Consider the following 17,102-nt stretch of genomic DNA (forward strand, 5'->3'; position numbering starts at 1 on the left):
TTGTCCTTTTTTTTGTGTGCAGGAATCGGGAGGGCGAGGCTGCGTCCGAGCCGCTGTCCCGCGTTGCACACGATGAATTTCATTCGGACATTCGCTGGTGGGCAGAAGATTAAAAGCAGGTCGAGGCCATCACCGTTTTTTGCGCAGTTGGAGTTCCGCAATGCAAAGAAGCTTGTGCCCTTTTTGTGGGTAGATAGAGACTCAGAATTGATGCGTTTGACGTACTCTCAGTAGCGATCTTAACAGTCAGCACAAGGGACAGGGGGTTGACACCCCCCGCTCGCCTTTCGGAGTTATTTGGCTGGCTCTGGCGGTTTTTCATTTTCGCTGCAGAGGTCGCAGGAGAGGGAGAAGCGGTAGTATTCTCCCTTCTCGTCGATCGTGCGGGTCATGTGCGCGAAGTGGCAAAGAGGTTTGCCCTGGCAGGTGAAGCTGGCGATGCGGATGGTCTGGCCGGCTGAGTTGGTCATGACGAAAGAGATGGCTTCGCCGGGGTGAAGGAGCGGGATCTCTTTATTGGCAAACATCGAACTAACCTGGAGATCGGTGATGTTGGAGGGGCCGTCGTTGCGGATCGTGACGCGCGCTTCTGATGGATTTGTCTGAACGAAGAAGAAGGTGGACGCGATGACGAGACAGACGACGAGGAAGAGGCGCGTGCGGACTTTTCTGGTGAGGTTCATGGTGGGGTTGATTCGTGAAATGAAGTCGATCGAGACGTTGGTTTTGGCTGGTGCTTATTAGTGTAATGTATGCGAATGGTTGCCTATCGCCCACCCTCATCCGCCATTCGGGCACCATTCCTGAGAAGACGACCGCGTCGTTTACTCTCGCCTGATCGGCGAGAGCAAACTCCTTGCTTCCACCTCAAGGGAGAAGGGACGAAGTTGGAGGTTAGGTTCAATTCGCAGAGTTCCCTCATCCGTCAGCGAAGCGCTGCCACCTTCTCCCCGGGGGAGAAGGGTCAGAGATAATTTCCGGACGGGATGAGGCGGGCGGGGGGAGTGAGAGGATGGCTGTAGTAGTAGGTCCAGCAGGGGTGTTGAGTGCCGTCGTCGAGGGTGGCGGTGGTGAGTTGGCGGGTGAAGAGGTGGGGTGCTTCGCTTGTGGAGCTGCAGCCTTCGTAGTCGTCGAGAGTTGGCCAGAGGGCGTCTTCGTTAGTGATGTGATGGAGTTCGCCGATGACGAAGTGGCTGAGGTCGTCGGAATGGATCAGGCCGGGATAGGGGCCGAAGTTGTAAAGCAGGCCGGGGACTTTGGCGTTGCTGTGGAAGCGGGCATAGGGATTGAGAAGCGAGTCGTACGGGGTGACTCGGTGACCACGTTGCGATGTGGGGAGGGAGGCGGCGTAGTCTTTGCGGAGGGTGCCGTAGACGAAGAGGGAGTGGAGCATGTCAGCAGGCTGGCCTTATCACAAAATCCGGGATCAGTCCCTGGTCACGCAACTTCAAATAATCGGAACCCCAAATCATTGGGACGTCGCCCTTGAGGAAGCGGTACGACACGATGAGTTTGACTTGTTCCTCATTCCAAATGGGTAGTGTTTCCTGAACCTCTTTTGTTACCAGGTATCGTGCATAACGATGGATCTCACGAAACAAATCCCATCGCTGCTGATCCGTCAAATTCCGAAATCGCTCCGCCATCTGATCGGAGATGACTTCGACGTGAGGCATTGCTGCGGGTGATATTTCAGATGGCAGCTGGATCATGCGAGGCTCCTTACATGTATTATCCCAATGGCATCAGCGTCCATCAATAGAGATTGCGAGGGGACCAGGGAGCGAGGTTGGTGAGGTCATGTTGGGTGTAGGTGACGGTTTGCTGGCAGTGATTGCAGCGGAAGTCGACGGTCTTTTGTTCGGCGTTTTCGCTGACAGTTTTCAGGGCGAACCAGTGTTGGCAGTGGGGGCATTTGCGGGACCAAGAGAGGGTGTAGCCGCCGTGGTGGATGATGTGGGAGTGCATGATGGCGTGTCTTTGCCTGGAACGAGAACGAGTCGCGACCATTTTAGAATACATGCGATTGGATTGTGGAGCACAGAAAGGGCTTGCGTGTTTCGTACTCAGCGTGGTGATCTTTATTGTACGCACAAGGGACAGGGGGTTGACACCCCCCGCTCGCCTGGGGGAACTTACTTGACGCCCAGGTGGTTGAGGGCGGCGGTGGTGATGACTCGGCCTCGGGGGGTGCGTTGGATGAAGCCGCAGCGGAGGAGGAAGGGTTCGATTTCGTCTTCCAGGGTGTCGGGGGGGATGTTCATGCTGTGGCCGATGGCTTGCAAGCCGGCGGGGCCGCCGCCGAAGATGCGGAGGAGAGTCGTCAAGTAGCGGCGGTCTTGTTCTTCGAGGCCGAGGGCGTCGATTTCGAGCATGGAGAGGGCGCGGCTGGCGAGGTCGTGAGTGATTTGTTCTTGAGAGCCGTGGACTTGTGCGAAGTCTCGGGTCCAGCGGAGGAGGTTGTTGGCTTTGCGCGGGGTACTGCGACAGCGGGTGGCGATCTCGGAGGCGCCGGAGGCATCGATCTCGGTTTTCAGTTTACGAGCGTTACGCGTGATGATTTCGACGAGGTCGGGTGGTTCGTAGAAGTCGAGGTGAGCACGGTTGACGAAGCGGTCGCGCAGAGGAGCGGTAAGCATGCCGCTGCGGGTCGTTGCGCCGATGATCGTGAAGGGTTTGAGTTTGAGGTTGATCGTGCGGGCGTTGAGACCATCGCCGAGGGCGATGTCGACGCGGAAGTCTTCCATCGCGGGATAGAGGAATTCTTCCACAGCGGGCGGGAGGCGGTGGATCTCGTCGATAAAGAGGACGGAGCCCTGGGTGGCGCGGGTCAGGTACGGGAGCAGGTCTTTGGGGGCTTTGAGAACGGGGCCGGAGGTGATCTGGAAGTCGGTTCCCATCTCGCGCGGGATCACCATGGCGATGGTTGTTTTGCCAATGCCGGGTGGGCCGTCGAGGAGAAGGTGCCCGAGGGCTTCGCCGCGTTTCATGGCGGCGTCGAGCATGATCTTGACGCGGTCGATGACCTTTTTCTGGCCGACGATCTGGTCGAGTCGCTGGGGGCGGAGTTCTTCGTCGAGGGCTTCGTCGTCGGGGGAGAAACTCTTCCCAGCGGAATCTGAAGAGAAGACACTGCTGGGCAAGCCAGCAGTGCCACCCAGAGAGGCGGGAAGGCCGGACAGATCGCCATCGTCGTCGTCATCTTCAAAGTCGGATGGGCCGATGATGGCTTGTCTGGGCATGGAATTAGTGATCTTCGATGGAGGAGAGAGGGAGGTCGATTTGGTGCGGTTCGAAGACTCACCAGCACGCTGCTTGTTGCTTGATGCTGTTTGGGACGTTGGAAGTCTGTTGTTGCCTGGCGCTCACCCTCATCCGCCCTTCGGGCACCTTCTCCCCTCAAAGGAGAAGGGACGTAATGCCGCTCCCCTCAAGGGAGATGGGACGATGGGTGTGCGTTATGAAATTCTCAGAAGTCCCTCATCCGTCAGCGAAGCGCTGCCACCTTCTCCCCGGGGGAGAAGAGACGGGAGGAAGACAGGGGGTTGACACCCCCCGCTCGCCTAAGAGTTCGCTAAGTTGGCCATGACCTCTTCGGGGATGTTGAAGTTGGCGGTGACGGCTTGGATGTCTTCGTTTTCTTCGAGGGCATCCATGAGTTCGAGGATGGCTTTGGCGTCTTCGGCGCCTCCGAGTTCGACGGTGTTTTGTGGGATGCGGGCGAATTCGCTGACAGTGGTTGTCAAGCCGGCGGCTTCGATCGCTTTGGAGACGGTGTCAAACTGGTCGACGGCGCAGAGGACCTGGAAGGACTCGCCTTCGAGTTTGACGTCGTCGGCACCGGCTTCCAGGGCAATCTCCATGAGGGAGTCTTCGGTCGTCGAAGTCGCGGGAATCAGGAACATTCCTTTCCGATCGAACATCCAGCCGACGCAGCCCGTGGCGCCGAGGTTGCCGCCGTAGGTTTCGAAGATCTTGCGAACTTCGGGGGCGGTGCGGTTGCGGTTGTCGGTCAGGACGTCACAGATGACGGCGACGCCGAAGGGGCCGTAGCCTTCGTAGAGGAGTTCTTCGAAGTTGTCGGACGCGAGTTCGCCGGTTCCCTTTTTGATGGCGCGTTCGATGGTATCGCGCGGGAGGTTCTGCTTGCGGGCTTTGTCGAGCGCGTAGCGGAGCGCGAGGTTGGCATCAGGATTACCGCCGCCACGCTTGGCCGCGACGATGATCGCCTTGTTCAACTTGGAATAGACGGCGGCACGCTTTTTGTCCGCGCGACCTTTCTTGTGGGCGATGTTGGCCCAGTGGGAATGCCCTGCCATAGACGGGAGACTGCTCCAGAATGGAATTGAACGAGGAGTTTGTGGACGGGAGTATCTTAGCAGATTGGTGAGAAGATGGCCAAGGTTTCGGGAAGGAGGTTCATGCGACTCGGGAACGATCTGAGGGGAGTTGATTTTGGGCGTCAATAAGCGAATGAAAACGCACGAGTGCCTATGCCCCACCCTCATCCGCCCTGCGGGCACCTTCTCCCCTCAAGGGAGAAGGGACAGTTTGTGGGGGTTTCTCGTTATTCGGTGGTGTCTATAATGGGTGGGTAGAAATCACTTATTGAAAGATGACATGACCAGACTGCAGCAAACTTCGAGTCGACGGCGGTTTATTGATTATCAGCAGAAGCTGACGGAGAAGCTGAAGAAGAAGCCAGATCCCAAAGAGCAGGACACGGGCGAGGCGAAGGATCTTCGCAAGCGGGTGCGGACGCGGTCGGCGTGGGAGTTGATTAAGGCGTATCTGGGGATCATCGCGCCGTTCAAGTGGGCGGTGGTCGTCGCGCTGGCGGCGGTGACGGTCTCGACGCTGATCAAGTTGATCCCGCCCGCCGGGACGAAGATTATTGTGGACTATGTGCTGGGCGAGAAGTCGCTGGAGGGGGTCTGGCCTGCGTCGTTGCCGATGCCGAGTGATCGGTGGCATTTGTTGATCTGGGTGACGACGGGAATGCTGGTCATTTCGCTGTTGGACATCCTACTGGCGCTGACGGGCAGGTGGTTTGCGACGTGGACGTCGTTGCGAGTCCGGCTGGGGATTCGTAAGGAAGCCTTTGAGCAGGCGATTCGTCTGCCGTTATCTCGCGTTCAGGATCTCAGGTCGGGGGGTGTGGCGAGCCTGTTGCGAGAGGATGGGGGGAGTGTCGGGGAGTTGCTGTTTACGATGCTCTACAACCCGTGGCGGGCGGTTGTACAGCTGATGGGGTCGGTGGTGATTCTGGCGTGGGTTGATTATCGACTGCTGATCGGGGCGACGGTGATGGTGCCGGCGGTCTATCTGACGCATCGGACTTGGGATCATCACATACGCCCACGGTATAAAGATATCCGCAAGCGGCGCGAGGAGATTGATGCGCAGAGTACGGAGTCGTTTGGCGGGATGCGGGTCTTGCGGGCGTTTCATCGGGAGCGGAGTGAATCGTATCGGTTTGTGAACAGCAACAACCTTTTGGGACGGCAGGAGGTTTCGATCTGGTGGTGGGCGCGGATTCTGGAGGGGATCTGGGAATTGCTGATCCCAGCGGCGACTTGTGGGCTGATGTTGTACGGTGGGTGGCAGGTGTTGCAGGGGACGCTGACGATTGGGGATTTGATGATGTTCCTGGTCTATGTGCTGATGTTGCTGCAGCCGTTGGCGGTGCTGGCGGAGAGTGCGGGGAATTTTCAGAATTCGCTGTCGGCGCTCGATCGGGTTTTGGATTTGTTGCAGGAGCCGCGGGAGTTTGAGGAGGCGGGAACGCGGAGTAGTGCCCTCAAAGGTGTTTCGCGCGCTCGTGAGAGTACTGGCGCGTTGCCCTCATCCGCCCTGTCGGGCACCTTCTCCCGGGGGGAGAAGGGAGCTAAGTTGTCCCCTGCTCTGACTCAGGGGGCGTTGTCGTTTGAAGGGGTTTCTTTTCGTTATTCGGACCAGCATCCGTGGGCGATACGGGAGATTGACCTGGCGATACCGGCTGGGTCGTCGGTGGCGCTGGTGGGGCATTCGGGGGCGGGGAAGACGACGCTGTGTAATCTCGTGGCGCGGTTTTATGATCCGACGCTCGGAGCGGTGAAGTTGGGGGGTGTCGACCTTCGAGAGATCGATCTCGATGACTATCGAAGCCTGTTGGGGGTCGTCGAGCAGGATGTCTTTTTGTTTGACGGGACGATCGCGGAGAACATTGCGTATGCCCGTCGCAATGTCTCGCTGGATGAGATTCGAGTCGCAGCGAAGGCAGCGTATGCGGATGAATTTATTTTGTCGCTGCCGAATGGGTATGACACGGTCATCGGCGAGCGGGGTGTGAAGCTGTCGGGTGGACAGCGACAGAGGTTGGCGATCGCGCGGGCGGTGCTGGCGGATCCGAGGATTCTGATTCTGGATGAAGCAACGAGCAATCTGGACACAATGAGCGAGCAGTATATCCAGGCGTCGCTGAAGGAATTACTCAAGGGGCGGACGTCGTTCATAATTGCGCATCGACTCAGTACGATTCGTCATGCGGATCTGATTGTCGTGCTCGAGCATGGGCGAATTCTCGAAACAGGGACGCATGAGGAGCTGATTTCGCAAGGAGGTAAATACCTGGATATGATCCAGCGTCAAACTGCGACTTCCGAGTTGGCAGAGGCGGATGTTGATGGATAGGATAAGAGGAGAGAACATCCTCATCGCGAAATCTGACAAGACACTTGTTGTCTGTCGTCACTTGCGATGTTGAGTGACAACTGTTGCCTATCGCTCACCCTCATCCGCCCTTCGGGCACCTTCTCCCCTCAAGGGAGAAGGGACAAAATTCGGCTCCCCTACCCTCTCCACGAAAGAGTCACACCATGAGAGCTTTGTTTGTTGCAGCGTTATTGGCTGTCTCGTCGACGAGTATTTTTGCGCAGGAGACTGCTGAGTCTGGTTTTCAGCCTTACTTCAACGGCAAGGATTTCACCGGGTTGACGCAGCGTGGTGGAAAGGCTGTTTTTGAAGTCGAAGACAAGGACACCATTCTTGGGAAGACTGTCAAAGGGCAGCCCAACAGCTTTCTGGCGACGGACAAGATGTATCACAACTTCGTCATGGAGCTCGACGTTAAGACGAACGAGATGAATGCCGGGATTCAGGTTCGCAGCAACGCCTATGAAGAAGAAGGCGAAGTCGAAATGAAGCAAGGGGACAAGATCGTCAAGAAGAAGATCAAGCCCGGCATTGTGCATGGCTATCAGGTGGAAATTGATCCTTCTCCCCGGGCGTTCAGCGGGGGTGTTTACGATGAGTCACGTCGTGGCTGGTTGTATGAGCTCAAAGGGGACGAGCACGCCGATGCGCGCAAGGCATTCAAGGTTGGCGAGTGGAATCATTACAAGATTCAGTTCGTTGGTGACCATCTGCAGACCTGGGTCAATGGTGTCCCTTGTGCGGATCTGCAAGACGACATGACGTCTGAGGGGTTCATCGCGCTGCAGGTCCACTCGAATCCGAACTCGGATATTGAAGTGCGCTATCGCAATATTAAAATTAAAGAGTTGCCGGACGAGCGGAAGTCGAATTGATTTGCATTTGACATCTTCCAAGAATAAAGACCTGCGTTACGCTTAGCTGAACGCAGGTTTTTTATTTGGACACGCAGGAGTGATTCGAGAGATCCATGAGTCAAGCACGAGAACAGGGTACGCCGCCGGAGTGGGAGATGTTGGGGCCGGAGGTGCGTCAGTTGGTGGAGGTGATCGCGAAGCTGCGGAGCCCTGAGGGATGTCCCTGGGATCGCGTGCAGACGATGGAGACGATCAAGCCTTATACGCTGGAAGAGACTTACGAGCTGCTCGAAGCGATCGACTCGAATGACAATGTCGAGATCTGCGAAGAGCTGGGAGATGTGCTGCTGCAGGTGGTTCTCGATGCTCAGATTGCGACGGATGAAGGGCGGTTCTCGCTGACGGATGTCGTCCGAGTGATCAAGGAGAAAATGATCCGTCGTCACCCGCACGTGTTTGGAGACGTCACCGCGACGACGGCTGGGGAAGTCTCTGCGAATTGGCAGAAAATCAAGAAGGCGGAGAAGCCGAAGCGGACTTCGTTACTGGATGGACTGCCGAAGGATCTGCCGGCGCTGGCGAAGGCGGCTCGGATTCAAAAGAAGGCGGCGGATGTCGGGTATGATTTTCCACATCGGGATATGCTGTTTGACAAGCTGAAGGAAGAGCTGGGAGAGTTGTGCGAAGAGCTTTATGGGTCGTCGGAGCCGCCGGTGCATGCGGTCGATGTCAATGAGGCTCACACGAAGGATGTCCATATTAGCGATGATGAATTGAAGCATCGTGTGGAGAGTGAACTGGGGGATGTCCTGTTTGTCCTGGCGAATATCGCCCGTCGGTTTGGTGTGAATCCCGAAGAAGCCTTGCGGAAGACGAATGCGAAGTTTACACGCCGTTTTCAGGCGATCGAACGTGGACTGGCTGCGGCAGGGATTGAAATGAGTCAGGCATCGCTTGTCGAGATGGAGGAGCATTATCAGCTGGAAAAAGCTCGTGAGAAAAGCTCAGTGAAGTCCGTGTGAAATAGACAATCCGTTCGAGGATGAAACATGAGACGTTTATTTCTAGTGAGTGTAGCGATCAGCTGTTTCATGCAACTCGTTGAACATGCATACGCGGTTCAAACAGCAAACTGGAAGGACTTCGCGGCAAAGAGTTGGGAGTGGTATCGATCAGACGAGCGCAACCAGGTGGTCGAGAACATCCTTGCCTGGCAGACGCAGGCGGGCGGGTGGCCTAAGAATGTCGACACAACAAAGACGCCCCCGAATGAGCGGGGTCAGGAATTACTCGACGAGACGTTCGATAACGGAGCAACAACATTTGAACTGCGCTTTCTGGCCCGGTGCCAGCGAGTGAAGCCAGACGAACGAATTGCGACGGCATTCAATCACGGGCTGGATCTCGTTCTCAAAGCACAGTACGAGAACGGGGGTTGGCCGCAGTACTATCCGCCACGAAAGAATTATACAGGGCAGATAACGCTGAATGACCAACTGATGGTCAATCTGCTAGGGCTTCTTCGAGATGTGAGCCTGCCCGCCAAAGACTTTGCCTGGGTCGACCAGGCCCGTCGCCAATTAGCGGGAGAGAAACTGGCGAAAGGCATTGAATTGCTGTTGAAACTGCAGATTGTCATCAACGACCAGAAAACAATCTGGGCAGCTCAGTATGATCGGGACTCCCTCAAACCAGTGGCCGCACGGAAGTTCGAGCCGGTTTCACTGGCGACTGCGGAGAGTGCAGGAGTGGTTCGCTTCCTGGTGACAGTGGACGGACGAAAAGACGAGATTGATCCTGCTGTGACGTCAGCTGTCGCGTGGTTTGAAGCCAATGCGATCTCCGGTTACCGATACGGCAACAAAGGGAAGCCAATACTGCTTTACCCAGACCCGAATGGACCGTTGCTATGGGCGAGGTTTTATGACATCCAGACGGGTCAGGCTGTGTTTGGTCGTCGAGATGGCGTGATCGTCGGGACGCTGGAAGAGCTCGACGAAGAGCGACGAGAAGGATATGCGTGGTATGGAGACTGGGGAGTGGGGTTAAGGGCGAAGGTTCAGGAGTGGCAAGCGAAGCCGCAGGTTTCTAATTCACCGTAGGGTGCTGGTGAGGCTTTGCGATCGATCCGCACCAATTGTGCGAATGAATGTCGTTTTGGTGCGGTTCGAAGACTCACCATCACCCTACTCTTCTGGCATAGCTTAAGCAAGAAGATGGCTCTCAGCAAAAACGTCGGGCATAAAAAAAAGACCAGCGATTATCGCTGGTCTTTTTCTGTAACGAGAGCAGCTGATTACTGCTTGATCTTTTCGAGTTTCGTTTTGAGCGACTCGAGGAGTTTCTGGTCTGCTTTGTCACCCGCTTTTTCAGAAGACTCGAGTGCTTTCGACCAGACGCGGATGGCGTCGTCCTTGCGTCCGACTTTTTCGTAGACATCGCCCAGGTGGTCGAGGATGACTTCATCGCCGCCATCGCGTTTTTCGACAGCCTTCTCGAGTTGCTTGATCGCTTCGTCGTATTCCCCCAGGCGGAAGAGGACCCAGCCCATGCTGTCTAGATACGAGCCGTTGTCTGGCTCGTCGTTGAGGGCTTTCTGGATCATCTCCTTGGCTTTGTCGAGGTTCTTGTTGCGGTCAGCGTAGAGATAGCCGAGGTCGTTGTTGAGGGTCGTGTCGTCGGGATTCTTGAGATAAATCTCTTCGAGGACTTTCTCTGATTCATCGAAACGCCCCATCATCATGTACACATTGGAAAGCGTCAGCGTGATGCGGGTTTCCGTCTCAACGTCGTTACTGCCTTCAACGTCGGCGAGCAGGTTGTTGAAAATCGTGATGGCTTCATCGAACTGTCGCGCGTGGTAGTGAATCCAGCCTTCGAAGAAGAGAAACTCGAAGTTATCCGGATCGATCTGTTGAGCTTCCTTGATCGTCTCGAGAGCCCGTGACGTTTCGTGATTGAGTTCGAGGGCATTGGCGGCTAGATAAAACAACGCTGCTTTCTGCTGAGCAAATTCGGGACGGTTGGCAGCATCCAGGAGGAGTTTCGTTCCTTCTGCGTACTGCTCCTTTTCGATCAGGTAGCTGGCCAATTCCTGGTAAAGACGGATATTCGGTTGTGGCTGAACAGCGATGGCAAACAGGAAGAATTTCTTGACGGCATCGATGTCGTCAGCTTCTTTGGCGAGCTTCCCGACGAGATACGCCTGGGCGAAGTTCATCTTCGGAGGAGAGGCTGCGACGCGCTCCGAAGCGACCTTGATGACGCTTTCCACAAACGGCTTTTCTTGCGCGGCGACCTCAAGCTCTGCTTCCAGCGGATCAGTGTTTTCGCCGGAGGTGAGTGCATCGCCGATATAGTCGACGTACTTGGCCGGTTCGTTCTGAAGACGGGCGATCGTCAGCAGTCCCTGATAGGCGGGCTGGTTATCACGTCGCTTGAGCTGAGTTTCAAGAATCTTGCGGGCATCGTCATAACGCTTCGCTTCAATGTACTGCTCTGCGACGAAGTAGTTGAGCGGGCGATTGCGGCTGTCGTCGTTCAGGAGTGCTTCGACGCGCGGCAGGAGTTCTGCTTCTTTTCCAAGACTGGTATAAATGCGTTTGAGAAGGTTGTAAGGTGCTTCCCCGGACAGGTTCAAGTGAGCGTCGAGGTACTTGTTGACTTCCGTCAAAGCCGTTTCGAAATCGCCTTGCTCGGCATTAACCATCGCCATGTAGTAGCCAAGCAGCGCGGGATTCTTGCGACTGGTCGAGACCGCCAGTTTGAAGGCCTGAGTCGCAAGATCGAAGTTCTTGGCAAGGACAAATGTCTGGCCGAGACGCTCGTAGGTCTGAGCCTGATTAACAAGCAAAGCCGCTCGGGCGTTGAGATTCAGGTTGTAACGATCCGGGTTCTGCATGGCGTCGAAGAGAACTTCAAATGCCTTGGATGCTTCTGCGTGATTGCCCAGGATCGTATGGAACTCGCCAAGTTCGCGTTGCAGCGTGACAAAGACGATCGAATTCTTATCAAGATTCTTGGCTTCGAGTGCCTGATTGTAATAGGTGATTGCCTGCTGAATTCGACCCTGACTGGCTTCCAGCATCGCGATGCGACGCAGGACCTGAATGTTCTCAGGATTCAACTCAACGAGTTGTTTGGCGTAATTCAGACCTTCGTCATTCTTTTGAAGAGCGAAGGCAAGTGGCACGAGGACTTCGAGAATCTCAAGTGACTCGGGCTCTTCCGCGATCGCCATTTTGTATTCGTCGTAAGCTGCGGCGTTGTCGCCTTTGAGCTGCAGCGAACGACCGGCGAGGTAGTGAGCCAGCGCCTGCGAGTGTTTGATGTCTTTGGGTTCGTCTGGCTTTTCCTGATCGATCGGCTCGAAAACATCGTCCGCAATTTGGCGCGGAACAGCTTCTGCGACAGGAGGTTGCTGGGCCAGAACTGGCGAGACGATTGTCGTCGTTGAGGCAGCCAGCATGATCGCCAGGCTGAGAGATTTCAGTGACATCTTCCACTTGAGCATTGGAGTTTCCTTCCGTCGAGTCGGCAAGCCAGCCGTATGTTGATGCGCATGAGGACATCGCGCTGTGAAGTCGTGTGACACGATGATGATAGTTTACCGGGCGCGTCGAATGCTACAGGAGATCGCGAGGAAGCAGAGGGGGCGTCGACAGCAAATGTTTGAGAGCGCAAGGGACGGGAATGGAGGCTCTATTCAATTCGCAGAGTTCCCTCATCCGTCGGCGAAGCGCCGCCACCTTCTCCCCGGGGGAGAAGGAAAGAATATCGCTCCCCGAGAGAGTAGAAACGGACTGGGGTGCAGAAGCGATGAGAATTACTTCTTGGCTTTTTTGACCGGCTTTTTGGCAGCGGCGGCTGGTGGCGTCGCGGGCTTCTTGGGGGCAGCGACTTTTTTATCGACAGGAGCCGCAGTCGCTGCTGGCTTTTTTGCAGCTGATTTGGCGACAGGCTTTTCTTCCTCGACGACTTTCTTGGCAGCTGCTGCTTTGGGCTTCTTGCGACGGAACGAGGCAGGATCAGAAAAGAGTTCGGCAAGACGCTTGTGAGCCGAGAAGAGATCGGCTTCTTCGGCACCTTCGTCTCGGACCTGGGCAAAGATTTCTGAGTACAGAGCGTCAGTCGACAGTTCGTGGAGAAGGTGGAAGATCTGTGCGGTTTCCGACTTGCGGACAGCGGCTTTGATCTGCCCTTCTGCATCGGCAAGGTTGGAACCCATTTCGACCAGGCCGAGCCACTGCAGAGCGTTGTGGAGAGAATCATCAAGCGGGAACAGGTGGGCGCCGAAGCTGTACATCAAGCCGTAGTGCTTGACGAATGGCGACAAAGAGGAAACCTGCTGGAGAATCTTCTCTGACTGCTCAAGAGTCTTCTTGAGCATAAAGTCCATGTCGAAGGTGTACTGCTTCTCGAAAATGTAATGCAGCAGTTCACGCACACGGACGGCACGCCATTCGGGCTGTTCAATGCCTTCGAAGACAGCCTGAATTTCGGAAATCGAGCTGACACGGATCTCGTTCAGATCGTGAAATGACTGATGCAGCGATTCGTAGACTTCAACGGCGCGTTCCTGAGAATTGTTTTCCAGGCAGATGGAGAACAGGAGAGCTTCGAGCACGCCGAGATCGTCTTTGGGCTGCGTACTGCCGTATTTTTTCTTCAGGGGTGGAATCAGCTTCGTGATGATGCCTTGACGATCTGCTGCTTTCACCTTTTGGACAACCATAGTCGTTGCTCGTACCTTAGTTTCTGAAGATCATCCTGTTCGGGCCGGGCGAGAGGCGGATCCGAAATGCTATCGTCAGGTCGCGGGGGGAATCGTATCAAAACGTGGGGAAGATAACCTAGGGAAGACCTCGGTCAGCGGGCTTTCCCGAACATCGAGGATTTTACGTAAGGTTATATGGGTCAAGTGGAATTGTCATCCTCAACACGATGATTTTCATGCTCATCGGTCAGATCAGATGAGTCTTCGGAATCGACTTCTTCGTCGTCGCCTTCCGAATAATCAGTGATCTTTCCTTCAGCAGTCATTTGTCGCAGAATTCGAGAGGCTTCTGCACTCATCCGAATCGAGTCATCGAGTTCGAAGCTGAGAATGGGGGTGTTTTTGGTCTGAATCCGGTCGGCGACCTTCTTTTGAAGGAAACCACGAGCCGAGCGCAGGCCGTGCAGGCAAAGACTCTGTTTCTTCTCGTCTCCCATAATGGAGACGTAGACTTTGGCCACGAGCAGATCCGGAGCGACAGTAATTCGAAGAATCGTCACGCCGGAGACGCGAGGATCGCGCAGTTCGAAGAGAACAGCAGTGCTGATCGCTTCGCGGATGGCGCGTTCGACTTTGGCGAGGCGACGGGTTGTCATGGGGATTGGGGCTTAGGTACTGGGGCTTAGGGCTTAGCCGGAGGAGAAGGGAGCAGTTGAGAGAAAGGATGAGGCTTGGGGAAAGCTTAGTTTTGCTAAGCCCTTATCCCCAAGCCCTAAGCCCTCGTCCTACAACGTGCGTTTGATTTCGTCGATACGGAAGGCTTCAAGCAGGTCGCCTTCCTTGATGTCGTTGAAACCATCCAGGCGAATACCGCATTCGAAACCTTCTCGAACTTCCTTGGCGTCGTCTTTCTCGCGTTTCAGCGAGGCGATGCCATAGTTGTTGAGAATCTTCTGATCCCGAATGACGTGAATACGGCTGTTACGTTCAATCGTTCCCGAGAGAACACGACAACCGGCAATCCGTCCGATGCGGCTGATGTCGAAGGTACGCAGGATGATCGCACGGCCGGTCGAAACTTCGACGCGATCCGGAGTCAACATGCCTTCGAGGGCCTGACGGATGTGATCAGTGACTTCGTAAATGATGTCGTAACGTCGGATCTCGACTTCTTCGTGATCAGCCAGTCCCATCGTGCGATCGTCCGCAATGACGTGGAAGGCAATGATGATCGCAGAAGACGCTGAAGCGAGATAAATATCGGACTCGTTGACTCCGCCGACCCCTTCGTGAAGGATCTTCACGCGGACTTCGGCATGATCGATCTTGCCGATTTCGTACTTGAGAGCCTCGAGTGATCCAGGAGCATCTGCCTTCAGGATCAAAGGCAGGTCTTTGACACCCTGATGGCTGCTGAGAATATCTTCCAGCTTCCGAGGCCCGCCGAATCGAGCCAGTTTCTGAGAACGGCCTCGCTGCTGTCGGGCTTCGGCGATCTGGCGTGCCTGATCGATATCGTCCATGACGTAGAAGTGGTCACCCGCATTGGGGACCGCATTCAAACCAGCGATACGAATCGGAGTCGAAGGCGTCGCGACGGAGATTTCCTGGCCCTTGGTGTCAAACATCGAACGAATACGACCATAGGTCGAACCGCAGAGGACAACATCGCCGACTTCGAGGGCACCCTGACGAACGATCGACCAGGCAATTGGTCCCAGACCTTCATCGCGGAAGGCTTCGAGGCTGACGCCGTCGGAAGGACCTTCGGAAAGGGCTTTGTAATCGTGGAGTTCTGCCGTGAGGAGAATCGTTTCGAGCAGGTTCTCGATCCCGATTTTCGCCAGACCAGAGGTCCGCACAACTTCGACATCTCCCCCCCACTCGGCTGGGAGGATATTGTGAGAAGCCAGCTGCTGGAGGACTTTCTGCTCGTTGATACCGGGCAGATCGACTTTGTTCAGCGCGACGATGATCGGAACACCGGCCGCCTTGGCGTGACTGATACATTCCTCAGTCTGAGGCATGACCCCATCATTAGCAGCGACAACCAGAACGACGATGTCGGTCAGGTTCGCACCGCGGGCACGCATCTCGCCAAACGCCGCGTGACCGGGCGTATCGACGAAGGTGATTCTCTTGCCGTGGTGATCAACCTGGTAAGCAGCGATGTGCTGGGTAATTCCCCCGGCTTCGCCACCGGCCACGTTGGCAGAACGGATGGTATCGACAAGGGTCGTCTTTCCGTGGTCGACGTGACCAAGAATCGTCACGATCGGCGGACGAGGAATCTTGAAGTGATCCTCAATGACCAGATTGATACGCTCTTCGAGCTCGTCTTCAGCGTTGTATGGCTGCTTGATCTTCAGATCGACGCCGAGTTCCATGGCGATTTCGATGGCTTCCTCTTCTTCGAGGGAGTCATTCATCGTCGCCATCTGTCCCCTGCTCATCAGAGCGCGGATGATGTCTTTCGCTGGTCGACCAAGCGCTTCCGAGAAAGCACGGATCGAAACTGGAACTTCAACTTCTGCAGTCGACTTGAGTTCGACCTGGACACTCCCCCGACGCTGTTTCGGGCGTCGGTAATTGCGAGAGATACGCTCTTCATCATCATCGCTGCGACCTGTACCGACTCGTCTCGTGCGAGACAGTTTACGGGCCTCGCGTGGATCGGAGACCGCATGACCTCGCTTGATCGGCGAATCGGAAGTATCGATATCGCCATCGCGAGTGATCTTGATCTTCTTCTGCTCGGAACTCTTCTTCAGGTGAGCAGCCAGAGGGCTCTTCGACTCAAGAACTTCCGCACTCAACTTGATTTCTGGACGCTGAGCAGGAGCTGTCATGTCCTTCTTGGGAACGCCTGGCTTATACTTCGGCGGAAGTGCCAGCGTTGGCAGTGACGGCTTCGGCTTTTGCTTGGGAGGTTTACGATCAGCGATATCGGTGATCGCACCGCGGGGACGCATTTCCCGAATCCGTGACAATGCCGATGCCGCTGCCGCTTCACGACTCATCAGACCAGGAGACTTGGCAGGGGCACCCTTTGGTTGATCATGGACCTGAGTTGCAGCAGCTTCTGCTTCAGGAGCATCCCCTTCTCCTTCGTCTTCTGGCTCTTCTTCGGCTTCTTCAGCAACTTCAACGTCTGCTGGAGCCTGAGGAGCAGCGACAACAGGAGCCTCCTTGCGAGCCACCGGTTCAGGAACAGCCTCGACTGGTTCCTCAATCTCTTCTTCTTCAGCAACGATTTCTTCTTCGATGAAATCGTCAGCTGGTTCCTCTTCCTCGATCGCGACGGGTTCGTCTTCGAGTTCTGGCTCTTCTGTGATCGTGCCACCACGGTCGTCGTCTTCATCATCAAATGATTCGGCACGTTGCGGCTTACCGCGTCCCTGAGCGCTGATCGCGCGGACCTTACCAATCTGCTGCTCAGTGACTGATTCACGCACTGGAGCCAGAGTCGCCTTTGATGGCGCGGCGGATGACTGATTGACACCTAGCTTGTTGATGTAATCCAAGACCAGGTCTCGCTCTTCTGGCGAAATGCTGGACAGCGGCGACGACTTGACCGGAACACCTGCATCGTTGCAGTGCTTGATCAAATCCTTGCTGTCCAGATTCCATTCTTTCGCCAGGGCGAAGATTCGAATTTTCAAGGGAACACGGTCCTTTCGCGGGTCGTTGTGTCGGTCAGGCATCAGGAGGATGTCTGGCCATTTTGTTCTCTACTAACGGAAGATTGCCAGAGCCCCAGAGACGTCTTGGAAGAGACGACAGGGATCTGGCTGAATCTTTTCAGGAACACCAACTTTCTCGCCCACCCGGATACC

At 55.5% G+C, this 17,102-nt stretch carries 14 protein-coding genes; 4 read left to right on the forward strand and 10 right to left on the reverse strand.

Annotation, left to right across the window (positions count from 1 at the left end; all coding sequences use genetic code 11):
- Positions 1 to 293: 293 nt before the first annotated feature.
- From SH248x_RS12525 to SH248x_RS12550, 6 genes are all read right to left on the reverse strand, one after another.
- Positions 294 to 683 (reverse strand): hypothetical protein, encoded by a 390-nt coding sequence (locus SH248x_RS12525; RefSeq protein ID WP_459554619.1) that lies wholly within the window; start codon positions 681 to 683, stop codon positions 294 to 296.
- Positions 684 to 964: 281 nt separating this feature from the next.
- A complete protein-coding gene (locus tag SH248x_RS12530; RefSeq protein WP_459554620.1) occupies positions 965 to 1,393 on the reverse strand; it encodes a gamma-glutamylcyclotransferase family protein in 429 nt (142 codons plus the stop codon).
- A 1-nt stretch (position 1,394) separates the two neighbouring features.
- Positions 1,395 to 1,712, reverse strand: coding sequence for a hypothetical protein (locus SH248x_RS12535; RefSeq protein ID WP_459554621.1), 318 nt, complete (start codon positions 1,710 to 1,712; stop codon positions 1,395 to 1,397).
- A 43-nt stretch (positions 1,713 to 1,755) separates the two neighbouring features.
- Positions 1,756 to 1,968 (reverse strand): hypothetical protein, encoded by a 213-nt coding sequence (locus SH248x_RS12540; protein ID WP_459554622.1) that lies wholly within the window; start codon positions 1,966 to 1,968, stop codon positions 1,756 to 1,758.
- 167 nt (positions 1,969 to 2,135) lie between these two features.
- Positions 2,136 to 3,242: a Holliday junction branch migration DNA helicase RuvB gene (gene ruvB, locus SH248x_RS12545; protein ID WP_459554623.1), complete on the reverse strand. Its 1,107-nt coding sequence runs from the start codon at positions 3,240 to 3,242 to the stop codon at positions 2,136 to 2,138.
- Between the two features lie 321 nt (positions 3,243 to 3,563).
- Positions 3,564 to 4,319, reverse strand: coding sequence for a YebC/PmpR family DNA-binding transcriptional regulator (locus SH248x_RS12550; protein WP_459554624.1), 756 nt, complete (start codon positions 4,317 to 4,319; stop codon positions 3,564 to 3,566).
- A 301-nt stretch (positions 4,320 to 4,620) separates the two neighbouring features.
- Here SH248x_RS12550 and SH248x_RS12555 point away from each other — a divergent pair, with 301 nt between their 5' ends.
- The 4 genes from SH248x_RS12555 to pelA all read left to right on the forward strand — a co-directional run bounded on the left by SH248x_RS12555 (position 4,621) and on the right by pelA (position 9,652).
- The gene (locus tag SH248x_RS12555) at positions 4,621 to 6,672 is read left to right on the forward strand and encodes an ABC transporter ATP-binding protein (protein WP_459554625.1); all 2,052 of its coding nucleotides are present in this window, start codon (positions 4,621 to 4,623) and stop codon (positions 6,670 to 6,672) included.
- 185 nt (positions 6,673 to 6,857) lie between these two features.
- Positions 6,858 to 7,568, forward strand: a complete 711-nt coding sequence (locus tag SH248x_RS12560; RefSeq protein WP_459554626.1) for a 3-keto-disaccharide hydrolase — start codon at positions 6,858 to 6,860, stop codon at positions 7,566 to 7,568.
- A 95-nt stretch (positions 7,569 to 7,663) separates the two neighbouring features.
- Positions 7,664 to 8,572, forward strand: a complete 909-nt coding sequence (gene mazG, locus SH248x_RS12565; protein WP_459554627.1) for a nucleoside triphosphate pyrophosphohydrolase — start codon at positions 7,664 to 7,666, stop codon at positions 8,570 to 8,572.
- 69 nt (positions 8,573 to 8,641) lie between these two features.
- On the forward strand, positions 8,642 to 9,652 hold the full coding sequence (gene pelA, locus SH248x_RS12570) for a pectate lyase (protein WP_459554628.1): 1,011 nt from the start codon (positions 8,642 to 8,644) through the stop codon (positions 9,650 to 9,652).
- 194 nt (positions 9,653 to 9,846) lie between these two features.
- Here the strand turns inward: pelA and SH248x_RS12575 are convergent, their stop codons facing one another.
- The 4 genes from SH248x_RS12575 to infB form a co-directional block, all read right to left on the reverse strand.
- Positions 9,847 to 12,063: a tetratricopeptide repeat protein gene (locus SH248x_RS12575; protein WP_459554629.1), complete on the reverse strand. Its 2,217-nt coding sequence runs from the start codon at positions 12,061 to 12,063 to the stop codon at positions 9,847 to 9,849.
- 312 nt (positions 12,064 to 12,375) lie between these two features.
- The gene (locus tag SH248x_RS12580) at positions 12,376 to 13,284 is read right to left on the reverse strand and encodes a hypothetical protein (RefSeq protein WP_459554630.1); all 909 of its coding nucleotides are present in this window, start codon (positions 13,282 to 13,284) and stop codon (positions 12,376 to 12,378) included.
- Positions 13,285 to 13,466: 182 nt separating this feature from the next.
- Positions 13,467 to 13,922 (reverse strand): ribosome-binding factor A, encoded by a 456-nt coding sequence (gene rbfA, locus SH248x_RS12585; protein ID WP_459554631.1) that lies wholly within the window; start codon positions 13,920 to 13,922, stop codon positions 13,467 to 13,469.
- A 129-nt stretch (positions 13,923 to 14,051) separates the two neighbouring features.
- Positions 14,052 to 16,928, reverse strand: coding sequence for a translation initiation factor IF-2 (gene infB / locus SH248x_RS12590; RefSeq protein ID WP_459554632.1), 2,877 nt, complete (start codon positions 16,926 to 16,928; stop codon positions 14,052 to 14,054).
- Positions 16,929 to 17,102: the final 174 nt, after the last annotated feature.

It is taken from the genome of Lacunimicrobium album, assembly GCF_052161635.1.
Taxonomy (GTDB): Bacteria; Planctomycetota; Planctomycetia; order Planctomycetales; family Planctomycetaceae; genus SXPC01.

What these genes read in the sequence shown, in the direction of transcription:
- SH248x_RS12525 (WP_459554619.1), bottom strand. Translation starts at nt 683, where the DNA reads ATGAACCTCACCAGAAAAGTCCGCACGCGCCTCTTCCTCGTCGTCTGT.
- SH248x_RS12530 (WP_459554620.1), bottom strand. Translation starts at nt 1,393, where the DNA reads ATGCTCCACTCCCTCTTCGTCTACGGCACCCTCCGCAAAGACTACGCC.
- SH248x_RS12535 (WP_459554621.1), bottom strand. Translation starts at nt 1,712, where the DNA reads ATGATCCAGCTGCCATCTGAAATATCACCCGCAGCAATGCCTCACGTC.
- SH248x_RS12540 (WP_459554622.1), bottom strand. Translation starts at nt 1,968, where the DNA reads ATGCACTCCCACATCATCCACCACGGCGGCTACACCCTCTCTTGGTCC.
- ruvB (WP_459554623.1), bottom strand. Translation starts at nt 3,242, where the DNA reads ATGCCCAGACAAGCCATCATCGGCCCATCCGACTTTGAAGATGACGAC.
- SH248x_RS12550 (WP_459554624.1), bottom strand. Translation starts at nt 4,319, where the DNA reads ATGGCAGGGCATTCCCACTGGGCCAACATCGCCCACAAGAAAGGTCGC.
- SH248x_RS12555 (WP_459554625.1), top strand. Translation starts at nt 4,621, where the DNA reads ATGACCAGACTGCAGCAAACTTCGAGTCGACGGCGGTTTATTGATTAT.
- SH248x_RS12560 (WP_459554626.1), top strand. Translation starts at nt 6,858, where the DNA reads ATGAGAGCTTTGTTTGTTGCAGCGTTATTGGCTGTCTCGTCGACGAGT.
- mazG (WP_459554627.1), top strand. Translation starts at nt 7,664, where the DNA reads ATGAGTCAAGCACGAGAACAGGGTACGCCGCCGGAGTGGGAGATGTTG.
- pelA (WP_459554628.1), top strand. Translation starts at nt 8,642, where the DNA reads ATGCAACTCGTTGAACATGCATACGCGGTTCAAACAGCAAACTGGAAG.
- SH248x_RS12575 (WP_459554629.1), bottom strand. Translation starts at nt 12,063, where the DNA reads ATGCTCAAGTGGAAGATGTCACTGAAATCTCTCAGCCTGGCGATCATG.
- SH248x_RS12580 (WP_459554630.1), bottom strand. Translation starts at nt 13,284, where the DNA reads ATGGTTGTCCAAAAGGTGAAAGCAGCAGATCGTCAAGGCATCATCACG.
- rbfA (WP_459554631.1), bottom strand. Translation starts at nt 13,922, where the DNA reads ATGACAACCCGTCGCCTCGCCAAAGTCGAACGCGCCATCCGCGAAGCG.